Consider the following 19,294-nt stretch of genomic DNA (forward strand, 5'->3'; position numbering starts at 1 on the left):
ATTATACGGTTTATACGGTGATGGCAAAGAATCCAGACGGGCGACAGCGTATGACAAAAGACAAGCTAGGTAGCGTATTAGCTAGACTTTGCTTTGGCTTCGTCCAATTCCTTTAGCCGCTGATCGATCAACTGGCACTTGTCCGGCAAATCCTTGGAAGCAGTGCCCAGATCCATCTTCTGCAACTCGTCGTTGATCTCCTTGGCCTTGGCCGGGTTCTGCTCGGTGAGCTTGGTGACTTCCTTGGCCAGCTGCTCGCGCTTGAGGGTGGCCTCCTCGGGAGTGCAGGCCCAAACGGGCAGGGCGCAGGCGAGGGTAGTGGCGAGGGTGAGTTTCAGCAGGATTTTCATCTGTCGGGCCTCGGTTCCGGTTAAGGCGGGTTAACCGGTTGAGGCTTGCAGCAGGGAAAAAGTTCACCCTCATCCCCCATGGCAGCAGCTCGTCGGTGCTTTATCCTCATACCGATCATGATGTCGCACCCAATCCATGATTTCATCTTCGTTGCGTCCCTTGGGCGTCAGGTCGAGGTAGTTGTAGGTCCCTACCAGCAGGTCCAGCCCTCGGGCATAAGTGGAGTAGGTGTGGAAAATCTCGCCGGTGTCGTTGCGATAAAACACACTGAGGCCGGGAAGCTCTTCTTCCGAACCGTCGGTTTTTTCGTAGTTGTAGGTGGCCCTTCCGGCGGCGACGTCTTCGGGGCGGGCCGTCACACCGAAGTCATAATTGAAATCACAGCCTTCGGACGACACCCAGTCGAATTTCCAGCCCATGCGCCGCCTGAACGCCTGGAACTGGGCGAACGGTGCGTGGGATACCGCCACCACAGAGACATCGTGGTGCGCCAGATGCTGGTTCGCCCCGTCGATGTGGTCGGACAGGAAAGAGCAACCTGGGCAGCCTTCGTCCCAGCCGTCGGCGAACATGAAATGGTAAATGACCAACTGGCTTCGGCCACCGAACAGGTCGGCGAGTTTCAGTTCACCGTCAGGCCCCTGGAAGTGGTAGTCCTTGTCGATTTTCACCCAGGGCAAGGCGCGGCGCTCTGCGCTGAGCCTGTCCCGCTCCTTGGTGAAGGCTTTTTCATGGGCCAGGTGTTGTTTGCGCGCGGCGAGCCATTCTTCCCGCGACACAACGGGGTGGTTCTGAATATTCATTTGGTTTTCTCCTGCGTGATGCGGGGAGGCGACTTACACAGCCTAGTCGTTTGGTGTACCGGCAAATCGACATACCGTCGGTCGGTAGCGGTATGGAAACTCGGGCTGAACGGCTGCCGTGCTCTTTTGTCACAACTATGAAGACCCTCTCACTCACGGCTACCGGAGGTTGATTCAGGATGATGACTTATAACTGGGATTTGATTGAGCGCTTGCTGCATGAAGTGCAGAACGGTGAGGCTAGCTTTACCCCGCGCCACTACGCCGAACAGTACGCCGCGCAGAAAGCCGCTGAAGGTGAGCAGCCTGAAAACCTGGACCACCTTAAGGCGGTGGCCGGCGAGTATGAAAAGTTACTGTTAATGCGCGGTTATATCAAGCCGCGGCCCGAAGAGCAGGGCGGTACCGGTTCGAACTACATTTTAACGATGCGTGGTTCGAGGCTGTTGAGCCTGATTGACAGCAGTATTCCGGGCGATGAGCATCCGCGTCAGGTGCTGGACGAGCAGGAGGACGCATTAAACGAATTGACGTTTGATGAAGTGGCTTCCAAAGCGCAGATTGCCTGATTGTATTTAATGCTCCTGTGGGAGCGAGCTGGCTCGCTCCCACGATGTATACGTGGCATTCAACCTGATCTGAGACACTTCAAATCACTGAAATCCTTCTTCACGCCCTCGATCTTCGTCAACAAACGCTCACGTTGTTGTGGCGTACTTTGCGCCATCAAATCCACAAACAGCGCCCGCGCCTGGGCTTCGGTGTTGGCGAAGGCCTGTCGATAGGCGGGTGTCCATAAGCTTTCGCGGTTGACCAGGAGCGTCTCGATTCGCTGTGGGAATTGTGGTGCCTGGCGCTGCGCCACGGCGGCACTGAACTGTTTCTGCCAGTGGACGCGGTTGGCAATCCACTCGGTGTTCTGGTCGCCCAAGGCATTCGACCAGGCCATGACTCGCTGTTGTTGCGAGGGGCCGAGTGGTCCGAGCCATTCATTCAGGCGCTTCACCATGCGCTCGCCACGCTGTTTTATCTGCTGGTCCAGCGGTGGTTTCACGTATCGCTCCTGGCGCTTGCGCTGGTCCTTGGCGAAGGCCTCATTCATTTCCGCGACCTGATTGTCGTCCAGGCCTTGCAGCAATTCGATGGCTGACGGGGTGATTTCCCGGGCTGTTTCGGCAATCGCTTTTTCGGCCTCCGCCGTTCGCGCCTTCAGTGCGTCATCGGTGACCTGATTGGTCGCGATCATGGTCTGCAAGCGGTCCAGCCAGTCGAGATAACCCGGCATTTGTGTCGTGCAATGCCAGCTCAGGTGTTCCTTCAGGCGTTCATTGAGCCAGCTTTTCTGCTCGCCGTTCATGTCCAGGTAATCGCTGAGCGTCCAGGGAATGATCACGTCGAGGTTGCGATAAGCCAGGCCCATGCGGTTGCACGCGCCGAGGGCGAGGGTGAACATGAGCACAAAGGCAATGTGTTTGATCCAGCGTGACATGGGCGAATCCTTGCGAAGCCTGGTTTCTGGCGCTGATTCTCATCTGAACGCGCAATGAACCCGGCAGTTCAGCCCATCAGTAGAAGGTGTGTTCGGCCTTGAGGGTGAGGAGTGCGTCGCACTGGCTGTTTTGCCCGGTATAGGCTGAACAATAGCTGCCGCTGAGGCTGGAATCGCTATAGATTAAATCGAGGTCGATGCCCATGAACGGTCGGGACAGTTTTACCGACCAATCGGTGAAGCTGCCGACATACCCACCGTCCACGGCGACCGGCGTGTTCAACTGATGGGTGGTGTATTTCATGCTGACGCCGATGCCGAACGGCTGGTTGCCGCGCAGGTCGGCAAACAGCGTGCTGTTCTGCTTGTCTGGATCGTTGCTCAAGGCTGCGCCGAAGCGGCTGCCCAGCAGGGTCAGGCCACCGAAGATTTCCTGGCTGTCGAGGGTCGCAACTTCGGGGTAGCTGTAATGGATGATGCCCACTTCGTAGCCGAGGACCTGGTCGAAGGGTTGCTTGAAGCCCGCGTAAGAGTCGATTTCAAGGTTTTTTCCCGGGCTGATGCCCATGCTCGGCGACCATTGGCCGACGTAGAAACCGCTGTCATGGGTCAGGTCCAGGCCGCCATGGAACGAGCCGATGGCCGATGGCTTGACGAGGCCTTGGGCCATGCTGCGGCTGGGACTGCTCCCGAGCTTGAGGTCGAAATCCCCCAACTCGCGTTGAAAGATTTGCCCGTGCACCGCCTGGCTCGCCAGCAGGCCGCCGAGCAGCAAGGATAAAAAAGAAGGTGTGCGCATGCGTCACTCCATGAACTGCGGACAGGCTAAGGCCTGCTGAAACGCTTGATCTAGACGCGTGCAAGGATACCGACGAATAATTAGCCGCGTAGGCCGTTCGTCGATTTTTACAAGAAAGGAGGGTCAGGCGAGGATGTTGCCAGGTTCCAGTCCAAGCGCTTCGAAGCTCAAAGCGCTTAGGGACCAGGTGCAGCGCAGGCTATTACTTCTTGCCCAGGGTGATCTGCTTGGATGGGCCGAACGACTGGCCGCTGACACCTTTGGCAATTTGCTGGATTTCACCACCGGATTTGAGGAACGCAGCGATCTGGTTGTTGATCGATTCGCTGGTTTCGACGGCTGGAGCTGGCTTTGCTTTGCTGTTGGATGCTTTTACGCGCATGGCGGCCATTAACCTGTAGAAAATTAACTTGGCCAGGCATCGTACAGGATTAACTGCCTATTTGCTTGGCAAATATCCGCTGGGGCACATTGAGCGGGGGGCCATAATTGGTAAGTTGTATTTTGAAATATCGCCCTAAGCCGCTGTTTTAACTAAGAACCTGGTGAAAATAGAGCGTTTTCGCCTTGGGCGGGCGGCAAGGACAATCGCCGCTCCGGTCTGACGAGCGGCGGCCAGAAAATGGCAAAACCGGGAAAAACTAAGGCTTTGCAGGGAATTTCTGGCGCCATCGGGCTGACTGGCGATCCTGGCCGCTAAAACCGGGTAGAATGCCGCCACGCAATGAGGGTATTGGACATGGCTTTAGTCGGGCGTTACAACAGTTTGCAAGTAGTTAAACACACTAACTTCGGTTTATATCTGGACGGTGGCGCGGATGGCGAAATCCTGTTGCCTAATCGTTATATTCCAAAAGATATTCCCAGTGAAGATGAAGACTGGCTAAACGTTTTTGTTTATCTGGACAGCGATGACAAACTCATCGCAACGACTGAAAAGCCGAAAGTTCAAGTCGGTGAATTCGCCAGTTTGAAAGTTGTGGAAGTCAACAGCATTGGCGTATTCCTGGATTGGGGGCTGCCCAAAGACCTGCTGCTGCCGTATTCGGAAGAAAAACGCCAGATGACGGCCGGGGAATACGCCGTGGTGCATGTCTACCTCGACAAGCATACCCGTCGCATTACGGCGACCGCGCGCCTGGATCGGTACCTGGACAAGACGCCCGCCAACTACACCCCAGGCCAGGAAGTTGACTTGCTGGTGGCCGAAGCCACCGACATGGGTTTCAAGGCCATCATTAACAACAAGCACTGGGGCCTGATTCACAAGAACGAAATCTTCAAGTTCATGCGCGCTGGCAAGGAAGAGAAGGGCTTCATCAAGGAAGTTCGTAGCGACGGCAAGATCAGCCTGAGCCTGCAGCCCGTAGGCGTCGAAGCGGCCAGTAGCCTGAACTCCAAGATCCTCGCCAAGTTACGCGAGAACAACGGCAGCCTGGCAGTCAGCGACAAAAGCGATCCGACCCTGATCAGCAGCATGTTCGGCGTCAGCAAGGGCAACTTCAAAAAGGCTATCGGCGCGTTGTACAAGAACGGCCAGATCGTGATTCATGCCGATCGTATCGAATTGAGCTGAGTCGCCCATGTGCTTTGATGTCGAGGTATCAGGGTGAGCGCCACCCGGCGCAGCGCCGATGGATTTGCCCTGCAAGTGATGGTGGGGTTGTGCCTGGTCTGGGGCATCCAGCAGGTGATGATCAAGTGGGCGGCGCCCGATATTGCGCCGGTCATGCAGGCAGCGGGGCGTTCGGGTATGTCCGCGCTGCTGGTGGGGTTGTTGATCTGCTGGAAGGGCGGCTGGGATCAGGTAGGCGCCACCTGGCGTGGCGGGCTGTTGGCCGGGGCCTTGTTTGGCCTGGAGTTCCTGTTCATTTCCGAAGGCTTGCAATTGACCACGGCGGCGCACATGTCGGTGTTCCTCTACACCGCGCCGATTTTTACGGCGTTGGGCGTGCACTGGTTGCTGCCGAGTGAGCGTCTGCGGCCTGTGCAATGGCTGGGCATTTTCCTGGCCTTCGTCGGGATCGGCATTGCGTTTGCTGCAGGGGTGTCCTGGGATAACCTCGATCGCCGCATGTTGCTGGGCGATGCGTTGGGGGTACTGGCGGGGGCTTGCTGGGGGGCGACCACTGTGGTGGTGCGCGCGTCGCGTCTGTCGGAGGCGCCGGTGACCCTGACTTTGTTTTACCAGTTGATCGTCGGTTTTGTCGGCCTGCTGCTGATTGCATTGCTCAGCGGCCAGATTACCCATGTCAGCTTGACCGGCGTCGCGCTGGCCAGTGTGCTGTTCCAGGGCATCGTGGTGTCGTTCTTCAGCTATCTGGTCTGGTTCTGGTTGCTGCGCCGTTATCTGGCGGCCAACCTCGCGGTTTTTTCATTCATGACGCCCTTGTTTGGCGTCACGTTCGGGGTTGTCCTGCTGGGGGAGGCGCTGAGCCTCAACTTCGTCATCGGTGCCGTGCTGGTGTTGCTGGGGATTACCTTCGTCAGCGCTGAACAGTGGGTACGTCGCCGGTTGCGCAGGGTCCTTGGGCAGGCTTGAACGGCTGGCATGCAGGCCGCCCGCGGTCTGTGATGCGCCAAGATGAAGTCAGGCCGTCGGATTGTGATCCATTCAGTAACAGATCGTTGTGATGTTCGACGAGCATTGCTCGACACTTCGGACTATTATCAGTGCGAAGCGGCTACAGAATTCCGGTCGCCCGGCACTACCCTGAAGGGGGCATCATGAAAGAGAAAATTCAAAACTGGCTGCACGACTTGGGTGTTGCACTCGGTTTGATCGAACCGCCTCTGCAACCTGTGCCTATTCGCACCGACGACGAACAGCGCCGACGCCAGCAGCGTCGCCGGTAATCGCGACGCCGTCTTTGCAGCAGCAGCCAAGGGCTGCTGCTCGCTGCTCCATGCGCAGTGATGCGTGCAGGAAGATCGGCCAGGTCAATGCCGACCGATCTCCATCAAGAACCGGCTCAAGTCGTTCGCCGTCCTGGCGGTCTTGAGCATCTGGTCTTCCTCGGCGGTGAAAGCCGTCAAGCCAAGTTCGTCTTCGAGATGGAAGATCAAGTCTTCGATATCCGCTTTATCCAATCCCAACTGCGCCAGGCTGGCGTTGTCGTCGAAGTCAACCTGGCCTTCCAGCAGACGGCTGATGAAGTGATGTACAGCGGCACGCACGGCAGCTTTCTTCATGGCGGGTCTTCTACGATTGTGGTGACTGTCCCTGCTGGTTGTTCCAGAGGTTGAGTACAGCAGGCTTCAGGCGTGTGAGCGCTGCCACTGGTCAATCATGTGCCGCAGATGGTCCCCGGAAAAACTGCCGAAGTGCCCGCCATGTACCGTACGGATCGGCAGGGCGCGCAAGCGCTGCAAACTGCGTGCGTAATCATCGAGGTTGGAGTGGTAGGCGTCTTCGATCAACGGCCCATCGTAGATGATGTCGCCGCTGAACAGGGTCTCGGTGGCCGCTTCGTACAGGCTGATGCCGCCAGGGGAGTGGCCGGGGGTGTGCAGCACTTGCAAGACCCGATTACCCAGGTCCAGTACGTCGCCTTCGTCGATCGTGGCGGTGGCCGGTGCAGCCTTGACCCGATACTCGGCGTAGCACAATGGGCAGTCGGGGTGCGCTTCGAACATGTCATCGCCGACAAAGGCTTTGCTCAAGTCGTTTTCGCCGTCCGGCGCGGCGAGGATGTCCGCTTCGGCCGGGTGTACAAGGCGCTCGGCGAATTCGTGATGCCCGGCAATGTGGTCGAAATGGCAGTGACTGGCCACTGCCACCAAGGGTCGCTCGGTAATCCACGGCAGTTGTTCGCGCAGGCTGACCAGCCCCGAGCCGCTGTCGAGTAGCAGGTCTTTGTCGCGGCCTTGTATGTGCCAGAGGTTGCAGCGATAGAAGGGGCGAATGTAAGGCTCGTGAATCAGGCGGATGCCATCACTGAGCTGTTTGACTTCGAACCAGTGATCGCGGCTGACGATCTTCATGGGCAGTTTCCTTCAAGCGAAAAAAAACGAGTGTGGCAACCGACGCCACACTCGTCGAAGAAAGCATCAAGTCGTTATGTTTCAGCTTAGGCGGCGCTTGCCTGCATCGCGGGGCGAGGGGACAACAGGCTGACCACCACGAAGCTCACCAGGCCTACGGCGAGGCTGTAGTAGATCGGCGTATTGGCGTCCAGGCCGTCCTTGAACATGAACACCAGTGCGGTGGCGAATCCCAGGCCCATGCTGGCGATGGCGCCGGCGGTGGTGGCGCGTTTCCAGAAGATAGCGCCAATCAGCGGAACCAGCATGCCGCCCACCAACAGGTTGTAGGCCAGGGTCAGGGCGCTGATCACGTCGTTTACGACCAAGGCGATACCCAACACCACGACACCGGTCAGCAGGGTAACCAGGCGGTTCAGGCCCAGGCTCGACTGTTTGCCGCCGCGCAGTTTTGGCAGCAGGTCTTCGGTCAGGGTGGTAGCGGCGGCGAGCAGGCCGGCGCTGGCGGTGGACATCATGGCAGCCAGTGCGGCAGCGATCACCAGGCCGCGGATACCGTCCGGCAGGGACAGTTTGACGATGGCGGCGAAAGCGTTGTTGACGTTGTCCAGGTCCGGGATCAGGACGTGAGCGGCCATGCCGATCAGGGCGCAGGCCAGACCATAGAGAATGCAGTAGACACCGGCGAACGTACCGGCGACCTGGGCCACCTTGGCGGTCTTGACGGTGAACACCCGTTGCCAGATGTCCTGGCCGATCAGGATGCCAAAGAAGTAGATCATGAAGTAGGTGATGATGGTGTCCCAGCCGATGGTGGTGAAGCTGAAGCTTGCCGCCGGCAGTTTCAACACCAGTTCATCCCAACCGCCGACGCGGTACAGGCAGATTGGCAACAGGATGAACATCAGGCCCACGGTCTTGATGACGAACTGGACGATGTCGGTCAGGGTCAGCGACCACATGCCGCCAATGGCCGAATAGACCACCACGACGCCACCGCCGAGCAGGACCGAGACCCAGAACGGCAGGCCGAACAGCACTTGCAGCACGGTGCCGATGGCCAGGATCGAGGTCACGCCGATCATCAGCGCGTACGCCAGCATGATTGCCGCGCTCGCGGAGCGCGCCATCGGGTTGTAGCGTTTTTCCAGCACCTGGGTGACGGTGTAGATCTTCAGTTTCAACAGCGGTTTGGCGAGGAACAGGTTCAGCGCGACGATCCCGCAACCCAGTGCGGCGCACAGCCAGAAACCGGAGATGCCATGCACGTAGCCCAGGCGCACGGTGCCCACGGTGGACGCGCCGCCCAGGACGGTGGCAGCCATGGTGCCCATGTACAGGCTCGGGCCGAGGTTACGACCGGCGACCAAAAAGTCTTCGTTGGTCTTGGCCTTGCGCATGCCGTAATAGCCGAGTATCAGCATCGCGGCGGCGTAGATGAGTACGACGAATAAATCCAAAGCCATTGTGGCGTGTCTCCGATTGTCTTTTTTATGTGAAACAAAAGCGTTTCTGTGGGGATGCTTTCTGTGGGAGCGAGCCTGCTCGCGAAAGCGGTCTGTCAGTCACATCAGGGTTGAATGTGCCGCCGTCTTCGCGAGCAAGCCCGCTCCCACAGGTGGATCTGCGTCAGGCCGGCTGACGCAGATCAGGTTTTGTCGTAATGCTTGTGCGCTTGCTGCGTGAATCATTGGGTCCGAACACCGCGCTCGATTCCGGAAACAGGCTCAGCAGCGCCAGGTACACCAGCGAGGCCAGGCCCAGGGTGACCGGCAGGCTGATGTCGATACCGCCAGCCATTTCGCCCAGTGGTCCGACGAATTGCCCCGGCAGGTTCACGAAGCACAGGCCGACAGCCGCGCTCGGGATCCAGGCACCCAGGCCACGCCAGTTCCAGCCGTGGGTGAACCAGTAGCGGCCACCTTTCTCGCCACGGGTAAACACTTGCAGGTCATCCGGGCAGTAGAAGCCGCGACGCACCAGCAGGCCGATGATCATGATCACCATCCAGGGGGTGGTGCAGGTGATGATCAGCACGGCGAAGGTCGAGACGCTCTGCACCAGGTTCGCCGCGAAGCGACCGATGAAGATGAAGGCAATCGACATCACACCGATCAGCAGCGTGGCCTTGACCCGCGACAGTACCCGGGGGAACACGCTGGACATGTCCAGGCCAGTGCCGTACAGCGAAGTCGTACCCGTGGACATGCCGCCGATCACCGCAATCAGGCAGACAGGCAGGAAGAACCAGCTCGGCGATACCGCCAGCAAGCCGCCGACATAGTTGTTGGCCGCGATATAGTCCGGTGCCTTGATCGCTACGATGGTGGCGGTGGTCAGGCCGAACAGGAACGGGATGAAGGTCGCGATCTGCGAAATCACTACCGCTGCCATGATCCGGCGCTTGGAGGTCTCACGCGGAATGTAGCGCGACCAGTCGCCCAGGAACGCCCCGAAGGAGATCGGGTTGCTCATGGCCACCAGCGCGGCGCCGATAAACGCCGCCCAGAAACCCGGTTGTCCCATGTTCACGGTGCCGGCGTAGTTCACATCGAAGGGACCGGCGAAAGCGAAGACGCCCAGCAGGAACAGCAGGCTGGCGCTCCACACGGCGATCTTGTTGACCCACAGCAGGAAACGGAAACCATAGATGCAAACGGTCAGCACCAGGATCGCGAACAGACCGTAGGCCAGGCCCAGGGTCAGGTCGGTTTCCGGCAGGCCGATCAGGCGTTTGGCGCCACCGATCAGCGCATCACCCGAACTCCACACCGACAGCGAGAAGAAGGCGATGGCGGTCAACAGCGACAGGAACGAACCGACGATCCGCCCGTGCACGCCGAAGTGCGCACCGGAAGACACGGCGTTGTTGGTCCCGTTGATCGGGCCGAACAGGCCCATCGGCGCGAGGATCAGCGAACCCAGCAACACGCCCAGCACAATCGCCAGCACGCCCGCCTGAAAGGACAGGCCAAACAGCACCGGGAAGCTGCCAAGTACGGCGGTGGCAAAGGTGTTGGAACCCCCGAAGATCATCCGGAACAAGTCCGTCGGGCCTGCGGTGCGTTCGTTGTCCGGGATCTGTTCGACCCCGTGGGTTTCAATTTGCGTAAGGCTTTGGTCGTTGTTGTTGTTATTCATGATCTGCTCCGATCATAAAGGCGCGCTCATCGTGCGTGAGCGTCACCTGTGTTGGCTAAGGGGATGGCAGCCCTTCCGGCATCGCGGACAAATGTTCGTGGCAGGCCAGCCATAGGCCTTGTTGTTCTTGGCCAGACGCTTGTTTCCTGAAAACAATCGTCTCGCGCTCCTGGCTAAAGTGCTGCTCCCCTTGCATGCGCAGCTCGGTGGCCACGTCATGGATGAAAATCGCCGCGTCACCCTGCAGGCTGACGAAAGCGTTGCTCGAGGTGCATGAGAGCACCTCGAAGCCGTCCTCGGCGCGCCAGCTGTCCCACAATGCCTGGTAGGCATCGCGCGACAGCAGGGGCTGTTTGAGGGTGTAGAAGACGAAGCTGGCATCGGCGCTGAACGCGCCGAAGTAGGCTTCGCGATCGTTGCGGGCGAAGGCGGATACCAGATCGGCAGCCGCTTTCAATACCTGATCGCGTTCATTCATGACCGATACTCAGCGATGGACCACACCAGGCAGTACGCAGAGCATTTCGTACAGCAGGTTGGCGGCCAGCAGCGAGGTGTTGCCGGTGGTGTCGTAAGCGGGCGAGACTTCTACCAGATCGCAACCGACCAGGTCCAGGCCTTGGCAGCCACGAACGATCTCGATTGCCTGAATGGTCGTCAGGCCACCGATTTCCGGGGTGCCGGTGCCAGGTGCCCAGGCCGGGTCGATACCGTCGATGTCGAAGCTCAGGTACACCGGACCGCCGCCGACTTTCTCGCGCACTTCGGCCATCAGGGGGGCCAGGGATTTGTGCCAGCACTCTTCGGCCTGAACCACGCGGAAGCCCTGGTTACGGCTCCAGTTGAAATCGTCAGCGGTGTAGCCCTGGGCGCGCAGACCGATCTGGACCACACGGTCCGGGTCGATAAGGCCTTCTTCGACGGCGCGACGGAACGTGGTGCCGTGGGCGATTTTCTCGCCGAACATGTGATCGTTCACATCGGCGTGGGCGTCGATATGCACCAGGCCGACCTTGCCGTGCTTTTTATGGATGGCACGCAGGATCGGCAAGGTGATGGTGTGGTCGCCACCCAGCGTCAGGGGGATCACATCGTGTTCGAGGATATTGTCGTAGGATTCTTCGATGATCCGTACGGCATCCAGCAGGTTGAAGGTGTTGATCGCCACGTCGCCGATATCGGCAACTGACAGCGAATCGAACGGCGCAGCGCCAGTGGCCATGTTGTACGGGCGAATCATCACCGATTCAGCGCGAATTTCGCGAGGCCCGAAGCGGGTTCCAGGGCGCAGGGAAGTACCGATGTCCAGCGGCACGCCGACAAAAGCGGCGTCCAGACCTGCAGCGGTCGGTACGTGGGGGAGTCGCATCATGGTGGCGATGCCGCCGAAGCGCGGCATTTCGTTGCCGCCCAGTGGTTGGTGAAGAATCTTGTCCACGGGTAAGGCCTCATCGTCGTTGTTTTATTTATTGGGTTTCGCCGTTCACGGAGGGCACGGGCGAACCTTGTGGCAGCGATTCTGCGAAATGTAGTGGCCGGGAAGAATCGCTACGGGCAAATACTTAGTTCAGATTTTTCTAAACTAATGGAAGTGGGAGAGATAGACTTCACAGGTTGAACGCCGCAACCCATGTGGGAGCGGGCTTGCTCGCGAAGGCGTCGTGTCAGTCGATATCAATGTTGCCTGATACACCGCCTTCGCGAGCAAGCCCGCTCCCACAGTTGATCTCCATCGCCATGAGCATCACGCGCTATTTTGTAATCGGAGCCCCCATGGCCAACGCTTTACCCGACCTGAAACTTTTGCGCATTTTCGTCAGCGTGGTCCGCCATCAGGGCTTCGCCAACGCCCAGCAAGAGCTCAACCTTTCGACGTCAGCCATCAGCACCTACATGAGCCAGCTCGAATCCGCCCTGGGGCTGGTGCTGTGTCATCGCGGCCGTGGCGGGTTCAGCCTGACCAGCAAGGGTGAGCTGTTTCATCAGGAAACCCTGCGTTTGCTAGGTGAGCTCGAAGGTTTCGAACAATACGCCGCCGCGCTCAAGGGCGAGTTGCGTGGCACGCTGAACCTGGGGGTGATCGACTCCACGGTCAGCGACAAAGCCTTGCCGTTCGCCGAAGCCATTGGCGCCTACAGCCAGGAGCACCCGGCGGTGCACTTGCACTTGTCGGTGATGAGCCCCTATGAACTGCAACTGGGTGTGCAGGACAACCGCCTCGACCTGGCCATCGGCGCGTTTTCCACGCGCATGAGCGGTCTGGTGTACATGCCGCTGTACCGCGAACAGCACTGGTTGTATTGCAGCACGCGGCACCCGTTGTTCAATGAACGGCGCATTCCCGAGCAAGTCATCACCCAGCAACGTATGGTCGGCCGAGGCTACTGGAGTCAGGCCGAGCTGGCCCGTCACGGCTTCAAGCACAGTGCCGCGACCGTGGAGAGTATGGAGGCGCAGCTGATTCTGGTGCTGTCCGGCGCCTACATCGGTTACTTGCCGGAACACTATGCCCAGGCGTGGGCCGACAAGGGTGACCTGCGTGTGTTGCTGCCGGCGACCTTCGGTTATCAGGCTCCGTTCTCGATGATCGTGCGCCGGGGGCGTAGTCGCGAGCCGTTGATCCAGACCTTTCGCGATTTGCTCAAAGCACAACTCAACCAGGCGTGAAGAAGATGCCGAGAATTCAATGCCCCCGCTGCCTGCGTCCTCAGAGCCATTGCCTGTGCCCGCTGATCCCCAGCCTCGACAGCCGCACCCGAGTGTTGCTGCTGCAACACCCGAGCGAAGTGAACCATGCGCTGAACACCGCGCGGTTGGCGGCGCTTGGGTTGAAGAACGCCGAGCTGATCGTCGGTGAGGTGTTCGAGGATCTGCCGAGGTTATTAAGTCAGACGGGCTATCAGGCGCGGTTGTTGTTTCCCGGCGAGGATGCGCATCCGATGCAGGCGTATACCGCATCCGATGAGCCGCTGTTGCTGGTGGTCCCGGACGGAACCTGGCGCAAGGCGCGCAAGATGTTGCACTTGAACCCGTTGCTGGCGGCGCTGCCCAGGGTAACCCTGGCCGAGGGTGGCGTGTCCCGCTATCGACTGCGCAAGGCGCCAGGGCCCGGGGCTTTGTCGACGGTGGAGGCGATAGTGCAGGCGCTGGAAACTCTAGAGGCGCCGACCTCGTTTGCGCCGTTGCTCAAGCCGTTTGAAGCACTGATCGAGGGGCAGATTGCGGCGATGGGGGAGGAGACTTTCCTACGCAATCACACTCACTGATCGTTCCCACGCAGAGCGTGGGAACGATCGGTAGCTAGCGCTCGCGCATCGCCTCGGTCCGTGCTTTCAGCACCGGTTTAAGCAGGTAGTCCAGCACCGTCTTTTCCCCGGTAATGATATCCACCGTCGCCACCATCCCCGGAATGATCAGCAATGGTTTCGCGTCCCCGCCAAGGTGGTTTTTATCGGTGCGCACCTGGATCAGGTAAAAGCTGTTGCCCTTGTCGTCGGTGATGGTGTCGGCACCGATCAATTCCAGCTTGGCACTCAGGCCACCGTAGATCGTGTAGTCGTAGGCACTGAACTTGACCATGGCTTTCTGGCCCGGATGCAGGAACGCCACGTCCTGTGGTCGAACCTTGGCCTCGATCAGCAGGTTGTCTTCCAGCGGTACGATTTCCACCATGTCACTGCCGGGCTGGACCACACCGCCGATGGTGTTGACCTTCAACAGCTTGATAATGCCCTTGACCGGCGAGGCCACGGTAGTGCGGGTCACGCGGTCGTCGATGGCAATGCTCGAGGCCGTGATTTTCGACAGGTCGGTGCGTTTCTCATTCAGCTCTTTCGCTGCATCCGAGCGGAACGACTGTTCGGACTCGTCGATCTTGCTGCGGATCTCGGCAATGGCCGATTCCGCCCGGGGAATGGCCAGGGTAGTGGCGTTCAGTGAACCGCGGATTTCCACCGCGCTGCGCTTGAGCCGCAGGATCTCCACCGGCGACACGGCGCCGGTCTTGACCAGGGGCTCGGACATCGCCATCTCCTGGTTGACCAACGCCAGGCTGGAGCCGTACTGCCCGGCTTTGGAACGAAACTCCGCCAGTTCCTGGGTTTTTTGCCGCAGTTGTTCGGTCAACGTGCGTTGTTCGCTGGCCAGTCGGCGTTGGCGCTGTTCGTACAGCGAGCGTTCGTCTTCGGCGACTTGCGGCGCCTTGGCTATCACCTCTTCCGACAGCTTGAATGGCCGTCCTTCGGCTTCGGCCGACAGGCGTTCGACCTGAGCGGTCAGCGCGTAACGATCGACCTCGCTTTCGCCCTTGTTCGACAGGTAGCGCGTGTCATCCAGGCGTAGCAGGGTATCGCCCTTGTTCACCATTTGCCCTTCACGCACGAAGATCTCGGTGACGATGCCGCCCTCAAGGTTCTGGATCACCTGGACCTTGCTCGACGGAATCGCCTTGCCTTCGCCCATGGTGACTTCCTGCAGTACCGCGAACTTGGCCCAGGCCAAGGCGCTGATCAGCAACGCGGCGGCGAGCCATACGGTGATCCGCGACCAGCGTGGGGAGTCCTGCAGAGCGGCGCCAGCCGTTTCCGGCATGTACTCGGCTTCGGCACTTTTGCCGAAGCTGTCAAAGTAGCCACGTGCTTTCGAAGCATTCGATGAAGCAGACATAGGCGACTCCTAGACGGCCGCAGAGCCGACTCGGCCCTTGCGCAGTGCATCGATGACCGCTTCTTTCGGGCCGTCGGCGACGATCCTCCCGTTGTCCAGTACCACCAAGCGATCGACCAGGCTGAGCATCGAGGTGCGATGGGTCACCAGCAGCAGGGTCTTGCCCTGGACCCAGGCGTGGAGTTTTTGCCGCAAGGCGTCTTCGCTGCTGTTGTCCATGGCACTGGTGGGCTCGTCGAGCAGCATGATCGGTGGGTCGAGCAATAAAGCGCGGGCCAGCAATACTGCCTGGCGTTGACCACCGGACAGCAGTTGCCCACGCTCGCCGACCGGGCGGTCGAAGCCTTGCGGGTGTTGTCGGGCGAGTTCGGTGACGCCGGTCAGTTCGGCCACTTCGAGCATCCGTGCGTCACTGATGTAGCGTGCGCCCAGGGTCAGGTTGTCACGCAGGCTGCCGGCCAGCAACGGCAGGTCATGGGCGACGTAACCGATCTGATGGCGCAGGTCGGCGACGTCCAGTTGGCGCAGGTCCAGGCCATCGAGCAGCAATTGGCCTTGCGCCGGTTCGAAAAACCCCATCACCAGCCGCCCCAGGGTACTTTTGCCGGAGCCGCTGCGACCGATGATGCCGATCCGTTCGCCGGGTTTCACGCTGAAACTGACATTGGCCAGCGCCGGGGCGTTCTGGCCGTTGTAGTGGAAGGTCACGCCGACCACATCCAAGGCGCCTTGCAGTTGTGTGCGTTCCAGAGGCCGTTGTCTGGCATCGCGCTCCTGGGGCAGGGACATCAGCGCGTCGGTGCTTTTCATGGTCAGTTGCGCTTGCTGGTAGCGGGTGATCAGGCCAGCGATTTGCCCCAGCGGCGCCAGGACGCGACTGCCGAGCATGTAGGTCGCTACCAACGCACCGACGCTGAGGTTGCCGGCGATGATGCTGTAGACCCCGGCGACGATGGTGGCCATGCCGGAAAACTGTTGGATGAACAGCGTGCCATTGGTGGCCAGCGCCGAGAGATTGCGCGCGTGGCTGTCGAGACGGGTGAGGGCGCCGTGGGTGCTTTCCCATTTGTGCTGGCGTTCGCTTTCGGCGCTGCAGGCCTTGAGGGTTTCCAGGCCGCCCAGGGTTTCGATCAGCAGGGCTTGGCGTTCGGCGCCCAGGGCCAGGCTTCTCTGCACGGTGTCACGCAAGCGCGCCTGAATGATCATGGCGAAAATGATCGTGATCGGAAACGCCAGCAGCGGAATCACCACCAGCCAGCCACCCAGCAGGCCGATCACCACCAGCATCAGCAGTGCGAAGGGCAGGTCGATCAGGCTGGTGAGGGTGACGGCGGTGAGGAACTCGCGCAGGCCCTGGAAATCGTGAATGCTCTGGGCAAAGCCACCAATGGTCGCAGGCTTGGCTTTCATCGCCATGCCGGTGATGCGTTCGAACAGGGTCGCCGAGAGAATCACGTCGGTTTTCTTGCCGGCAGTGTCCAGTAGATGCGCGCGCACCACCCGTAGCACCAGTTCGAAACCGGTGCCGATCAGCAGGCCGATGGACAACACCCACAGGGTCGAGGTGGCCTGGTTCGGCACCACGCGGTCGTAGGTCTGCATCACGAACAGCGGCACCATCAGCCCCAGCAGGTTGATCAGGAAGCTCGCCAGGATCGCATCGCTGTACAACCATTTCGACAGCTTCAGGGTGTCGCGAAACCACGCCTCTACCCGTGGCACCAGCGGTGAACGAAGGTCTTCGAGTTCATGCCGTGGCCGGGCGAACAGCGCCTGGCCACTGTAATGCCCGGCAAGCTCTTGCGTCGTGGTCCATTGTTCGCCGCCATCGGCTTCGCTGGGCAAAACCAGGACCCGGCCATCCTCGCCAAAGCGGCGCAGCACGGTGGTACGACCGTTGTTGAGCAACAGCAGCACTGGCAGGTTAAGTGCAGAGATATCTTTGAGGTCGCGGCGCAACAGGCGCGCCTGCAATCCGGCCCGGGCCGCTGCGCGGGGCAGCAGGTCCAGGCTCAGGCGTTGGTGTGCCATAGGCAGCCCGGCACTCAGGCTGGCGCGACTGACCGTCGCGCCGTGGAGTTTGCAGAGGATCAACAGACCGTCAAGAAGTGGGTCATCGAAGCTCAGGCGTGGATCGACACCGGTGTTGGCGGTTTCCATGCTGGTCACATTGATCGCTCCGGTAATTGCATAGATACCTGCACATCAGCCCGTAGGAGCTGCCGCAGGCTGCGATCTTTTGACTTTGATTTTAAGAAAGAAAAGATCAAAAGATCGCAGCCTGCGGCAGCTCCTACAGGGGGTCATTTGAGTTCAGGCAGGCGAGCTTCGCTTTTCACTTCGGCCTGGGCGATTGCATCGGCGGGCAGCACCACGCGTTGCTTGCTCAGCAACTGACCCATGTTCGCCAGCACCCGGTACATCGAAAACTCCTCGGTGTAGCGTACTTCGGTGTAGCGGCGATTGGCGTTGTAAAGCTCGTTTTCGCTGTCCAGCAGGTCGAGCAGGGTCCGTTGGCCGAGGCCGAACTGATCCTGATACGCCACGCGTACGCGTCGGCTGGTTTCGGCATACTCGCGGGCGGTCGGGGTTTGCTTCTTGGCGTTGACCATCGCGTTCCAGGCCAGGTGGATGTTTTCGTTGAGCTGGCGCAGGGCGTTGTTGCGAATGTCCATTGCCTGATTGATCTTGTGGGCATCGGACTGCAGGCGCGCCTTGTCACTGCCGCCGCGGAACAGGTTGTAGTTCATCACCACCCCGACCCGCCACTCGTTGTCATGGCCTTCTTCGCCCGCGATGTTGTTGTTCGCGCCCACCGCGGCTTCGGCGTCGAAGCGCGGGTAGAACGGCGACTTGGCGACTTCGTACTGGCTCTCGGCTGATTGCACGTCGGCCTGGGCGGATTTCAGGTAGGGGTTGTTCTCCACCATGCTTTGCTGGGCATCCGGCAGGGAGGCTGGCACCTCGCCGCGGATCGACGGCGGGGCTTCCAGTTCATCGGGTAGGCGCCCGACGACGGCGGCGAAGTTCGACTCGGCATCGGCCAAATCGACTTCGGCGGTGTCGAGGTTGTTTTCCGCCAGTGCCCGACGGGCAGTGGATTGGTCGGCGTCGGCGGTGCTGCCGATCCCCCGCTGGGTGCGCATGCCGATCTGGTCGTTGACTCGCAGGTGCGCTTGCAGGTTGTTCTTGGCCAGGGTCACCAGTTCACGGCGCTTGAGCACTTCGAGGTAAACCTCGGCGGTGCGCAGGGCCAGGTCCTGGGCGGTGCCTTGGGCGTAGTACGCCCGGGAGTTGACGACGCCCTTGGTCCGCTCGACTTCGTTGGCGGTGTTGAACCCATCGAAGAGCATTTGACGAAGGCGCAGTTCTGATTGGGTGTAATTGAGGATTTCTGTGTGGTGATTACCCAACGCGCGGGTGTTGGTGTTGTCGCTGTACCCGCGCCCGTATGCGGCATTGAGGTCCACCGATGGATAAAAGCCCCCCTTGGCGACCTTCACATCTTCATCAGCCGACAGACGGCTATCCACCCGCGATGCAAGCTCCGGGTGGGTGGCGATAGTGCTCTGGATCGCTTCCGTCAGTGACATTGCATGCGCTTGGGTACCGCAGGCAATCGCCAGCAGAACCGCGCTGCAGAGGGGGTTTAAAAGACGCATGGTTCATCTCCCTGAATCCTAATGATGCTTTATGAGTCGCCAATTATTTGACGACATTTATAGGTAAAACCGTTTCATGCTTGTAACAAGAGAGCTAAGAACATTTTGAGGCGAACCTAAGAAGTTTTTCTCATAAGACTTATGCCAAAAAAAACTTATGTACTCTGCCAAATCCAGCACATTGTTCACTGCGAAAGCCCTTGATTTATGTGCCTTATGGCGATCATCAGGGCTTAAGGAAAGTTCAAGTCCAATTATCGAAAAAGGACGGAGAGGTGCTGGAGGGGAGGGATGCGGCGCAGACTGGGGTGACGGTTTTTTGTCGCCAATGTGATTCAGGACTGTTACGCAACGCTGGTGGATGACGTTGTAGAGGCGGCTAGCCCAATGCCATTGATTG

General features: G+C 59.6%; 20 protein-coding genes. 6 read left to right on the forward strand and 14 right to left on the reverse strand.

Going from position 1 to position 19,294, the window contains the following annotated elements:
* Nucleotides 1-77: 77 nt before the first annotated feature.
* Nucleotides 78-350, reverse strand: coding sequence for a hypothetical protein (locus HGP31_RS07845; RefSeq protein ID WP_168757426.1), 273 nt, complete (start codon nt 348-350; stop codon nt 78-80).
* Between the two features lie 69 nt (nt 351-419).
* Nucleotides 420-1,154, reverse strand: coding sequence for a DUF899 domain-containing protein (locus HGP31_RS07850; RefSeq protein WP_168757427.1), 735 nt, complete (start codon nt 1,152-1,154; stop codon nt 420-422).
* Nucleotides 1,155-1,333: 179 nt separating this feature from the next.
* Between HGP31_RS07850 and HGP31_RS07855 the strand changes: the two genes are divergently transcribed.
* Nucleotides 1,334-1,723 (forward strand): transcriptional regulator, encoded by a 390-nt coding sequence (locus HGP31_RS07855; RefSeq protein ID WP_168757428.1) that lies wholly within the window; start codon nt 1,334-1,336, stop codon nt 1,721-1,723.
* 59 nt (nt 1,724-1,782) lie between these two features.
* Here the strand turns inward: HGP31_RS07855 and HGP31_RS07860 are convergent, their stop codons facing one another.
* From HGP31_RS07860 to HGP31_RS07870, 3 genes are all read right to left on the reverse strand, one after another.
* Nucleotides 1,783-2,643 carry a DUF6279 family lipoprotein gene (locus HGP31_RS07860; RefSeq protein ID WP_020795408.1) on the reverse strand — a complete coding sequence of 287 codons (861 nt, stop codon included), beginning with the start codon at nt 2,641-2,643 and terminating at the stop codon, nt 1,783-1,785.
* A gap of 76 nt (nt 2,644-2,719) precedes the next feature.
* On the reverse strand, nt 2,720-3,442 hold the full coding sequence (locus HGP31_RS07865) for a TorF family putative porin (protein ID WP_020795407.1): 723 nt from the start codon (nt 3,440-3,442) through the stop codon (nt 2,720-2,722).
* Between the two features lie 202 nt (nt 3,443-3,644).
* Nucleotides 3,645-3,833, reverse strand: a complete 189-nt coding sequence (locus tag HGP31_RS07870) for a hypothetical protein (RefSeq protein ID WP_020795406.1) — start codon at nt 3,831-3,833, stop codon at nt 3,645-3,647.
* A gap of 348 nt (nt 3,834-4,181) precedes the next feature.
* Between HGP31_RS07870 and HGP31_RS07875 the strand changes: the two genes are divergently transcribed.
* The 3 genes from HGP31_RS07875 (at nt 4,182) to HGP31_RS30695 (ending at nt 6,298) form a co-directional block, all read left to right on the forward strand.
* Complete coding sequence (locus HGP31_RS07875; RefSeq protein ID WP_020795405.1) at nt 4,182-5,018, forward strand: CvfB family protein; 837 nt, start codon at nt 4,182-4,184, stop codon at nt 5,016-5,018.
* 33 nt (nt 5,019-5,051) lie between these two features.
* Nucleotides 5,052-5,984, forward strand: coding sequence for a DMT family transporter (locus tag HGP31_RS07880; protein ID WP_020795404.1), 933 nt, complete (start codon nt 5,052-5,054; stop codon nt 5,982-5,984).
* A 185-nt stretch (nt 5,985-6,169) separates the two neighbouring features.
* Nucleotides 6,170-6,298 carry a PA1414 family protein gene (locus HGP31_RS30695; protein ID WP_007914492.1) on the forward strand — a complete coding sequence of 43 codons (129 nt, stop codon included), beginning with the start codon at nt 6,170-6,172 and terminating at the stop codon, nt 6,296-6,298.
* An 84-nt stretch (nt 6,299-6,382) separates the two neighbouring features.
* Here the strand turns inward: HGP31_RS30695 and HGP31_RS07885 are convergent, their stop codons facing one another.
* From HGP31_RS07885 to speB, 6 genes are all read right to left on the reverse strand, one after another.
* Nucleotides 6,383-6,634, reverse strand: a complete 252-nt coding sequence (locus HGP31_RS07885; RefSeq protein ID WP_033040242.1) for a phosphopantetheine-containing protein — start codon at nt 6,632-6,634, stop codon at nt 6,383-6,385.
* A gap of 66 nt (nt 6,635-6,700) precedes the next feature.
* A complete protein-coding gene (locus tag HGP31_RS07890) occupies nt 6,701-7,426 on the reverse strand; it encodes an MBL fold metallo-hydrolase (RefSeq protein ID WP_020795401.1) in 726 nt (241 codons plus the stop codon).
* A gap of 86 nt (nt 7,427-7,512) precedes the next feature.
* Entirely contained in the window at nt 7,513-8,892 is a 1,380-nt protein-coding gene (locus HGP31_RS07895; RefSeq protein WP_083348415.1) for a sodium:solute symporter family protein, read from the reverse strand.
* 163 nt (nt 8,893-9,055) lie between these two features.
* Nucleotides 9,056-10,567 (reverse strand): purine-cytosine permease family protein, encoded by a 1,512-nt coding sequence (locus tag HGP31_RS07900; protein WP_083348416.1) that lies wholly within the window; start codon nt 10,565-10,567, stop codon nt 9,056-9,058.
* Between the two features lie 55 nt (nt 10,568-10,622).
* Nucleotides 10,623-11,045, reverse strand: coding sequence for a YybH family protein (locus tag HGP31_RS07905; protein WP_168757429.1), 423 nt, complete (start codon nt 11,043-11,045; stop codon nt 10,623-10,625).
* A 9-nt stretch (nt 11,046-11,054) separates the two neighbouring features.
* The gene (speB, locus tag HGP31_RS07910) at nt 11,055-12,005 is read right to left on the reverse strand and encodes an agmatinase (RefSeq protein WP_008060136.1); all 951 of its coding nucleotides are present in this window, start codon (nt 12,003-12,005) and stop codon (nt 11,055-11,057) included.
* A gap of 335 nt (nt 12,006-12,340) precedes the next feature.
* On the opposite strand from speB, the gene HGP31_RS07915 reads away from it, so the two are divergent.
* Together HGP31_RS07915 and HGP31_RS07920 are read left to right on the forward strand one after the other, a co-directional pair.
* Nucleotides 12,341-13,234, forward strand: coding sequence for a LysR family transcriptional regulator (locus tag HGP31_RS07915; protein WP_007984914.1), 894 nt, complete (start codon nt 12,341-12,343; stop codon nt 13,232-13,234).
* A gap of 5 nt (nt 13,235-13,239) precedes the next feature.
* Entirely contained in the window at nt 13,240-13,833 is a 594-nt protein-coding gene (locus HGP31_RS07920) for a tRNA-uridine aminocarboxypropyltransferase (RefSeq protein ID WP_020795396.1), read from the forward strand.
* Nucleotides 13,834-13,867: 34 nt separating this feature from the next.
* Here the strand turns inward: HGP31_RS07920 and HGP31_RS07925 are convergent, their stop codons facing one another.
* The 3 genes from HGP31_RS07925 to HGP31_RS07935 all read right to left on the reverse strand — a co-directional run bounded on the left by HGP31_RS07925 (nt 13,868) and on the right by HGP31_RS07935 (nt 18,894).
* A complete protein-coding gene (locus HGP31_RS07925; RefSeq protein WP_168757430.1) occupies nt 13,868-15,232 on the reverse strand; it encodes an HlyD family type I secretion periplasmic adaptor subunit in 1,365 nt (454 codons plus the stop codon).
* Nucleotides 15,233-15,241: 9 nt separating this feature from the next.
* Nucleotides 15,242-17,401 (reverse strand): type I secretion system permease/ATPase, encoded by a 2,160-nt coding sequence (locus tag HGP31_RS07930; protein ID WP_168757431.1) that lies wholly within the window; start codon nt 17,399-17,401, stop codon nt 15,242-15,244.
* 134 nt (nt 17,402-17,535) lie between these two features.
* Entirely contained in the window at nt 17,536-18,894 is a 1,359-nt protein-coding gene (locus HGP31_RS07935) for a TolC family outer membrane protein (protein ID WP_083348418.1), read from the reverse strand.
* Nucleotides 18,895-19,294 lie beyond the last annotated feature (400 nt).

This window comes from Pseudomonas umsongensis (genome assembly GCF_012647205.1).
GTDB classification, from domain to species: Bacteria; Pseudomonadota; Gammaproteobacteria; order Pseudomonadales; family Pseudomonadaceae; genus Aquipseudomonas; species Aquipseudomonas umsongensis.

What these genes read in the sequence shown, in the direction of transcription:
- HGP31_RS07845 (WP_168757426.1), bottom strand. Translation starts at nt 350, where the DNA reads ATGAAAATCCTGCTGAAACTCACCCTCGCCACTACCCTCGCCTGCGCC.
- HGP31_RS07850 (WP_168757427.1), bottom strand. Translation starts at nt 1,154, where the DNA reads ATGAATATTCAGAACCACCCCGTTGTGTCGCGGGAAGAATGGCTCGCC.
- HGP31_RS07855 (WP_168757428.1), top strand. Translation starts at nt 1,334, where the DNA reads ATGATGACTTATAACTGGGATTTGATTGAGCGCTTGCTGCATGAAGTG.
- HGP31_RS07860 (WP_020795408.1), bottom strand. Translation starts at nt 2,643, where the DNA reads ATGTCACGCTGGATCAAACACATTGCCTTTGTGCTCATGTTCACCCTC.
- HGP31_RS07865 (WP_020795407.1), bottom strand. Translation starts at nt 3,442, where the DNA reads ATGCGCACACCTTCTTTTTTATCCTTGCTGCTCGGCGGCCTGCTGGCG.
- HGP31_RS07870 (WP_020795406.1), bottom strand. Translation starts at nt 3,833, where the DNA reads ATGGCCGCCATGCGCGTAAAAGCATCCAACAGCAAAGCAAAGCCAGCT.
- HGP31_RS07875 (WP_020795405.1), top strand. Translation starts at nt 4,182, where the DNA reads ATGGCTTTAGTCGGGCGTTACAACAGTTTGCAAGTAGTTAAACACACT.
- HGP31_RS30695 (WP_007914492.1), top strand. Translation starts at nt 6,170, where the DNA reads ATGAAAGAGAAAATTCAAAACTGGCTGCACGACTTGGGTGTTGCACTC.
- HGP31_RS07885 (WP_033040242.1), bottom strand. Translation starts at nt 6,634, where the DNA reads ATGAAGAAAGCTGCCGTGCGTGCCGCTGTACATCACTTCATCAGCCGT.
- HGP31_RS07890 (WP_020795401.1), bottom strand. Translation starts at nt 7,426, where the DNA reads ATGAAGATCGTCAGCCGCGATCACTGGTTCGAAGTCAAACAGCTCAGT.
- HGP31_RS07895 (WP_083348415.1), bottom strand. Translation starts at nt 8,892, where the DNA reads ATGGCTTTGGATTTATTCGTCGTACTCATCTACGCCGCCGCGATGCTG.
- HGP31_RS07900 (WP_083348416.1), bottom strand. Translation starts at nt 10,567, where the DNA reads ATGAATAACAACAACAACGACCAAAGCCTTACGCAAATTGAAACCCAC.
- HGP31_RS07905 (WP_168757429.1), bottom strand. Translation starts at nt 11,045, where the DNA reads ATGAATGAACGCGATCAGGTATTGAAAGCGGCTGCCGATCTGGTATCC.
- HGP31_RS07915 (WP_007984914.1), top strand. Translation starts at nt 12,341, where the DNA reads ATGGCCAACGCTTTACCCGACCTGAAACTTTTGCGCATTTTCGTCAGC.
- HGP31_RS07920 (WP_020795396.1), top strand. Translation starts at nt 13,240, where the DNA reads ATGCCGAGAATTCAATGCCCCCGCTGCCTGCGTCCTCAGAGCCATTGC.
- HGP31_RS07925 (WP_168757430.1), bottom strand. Translation starts at nt 15,232, where the DNA reads ATGTCTGCTTCATCGAATGCTTCGAAAGCACGTGGCTACTTTGACAGC.
- HGP31_RS07935 (WP_083348418.1), bottom strand. Translation starts at nt 18,894, where the DNA reads ATGCGTCTTTTAAACCCCCTCTGCAGCGCGGTTCTGCTGGCGATTGCC.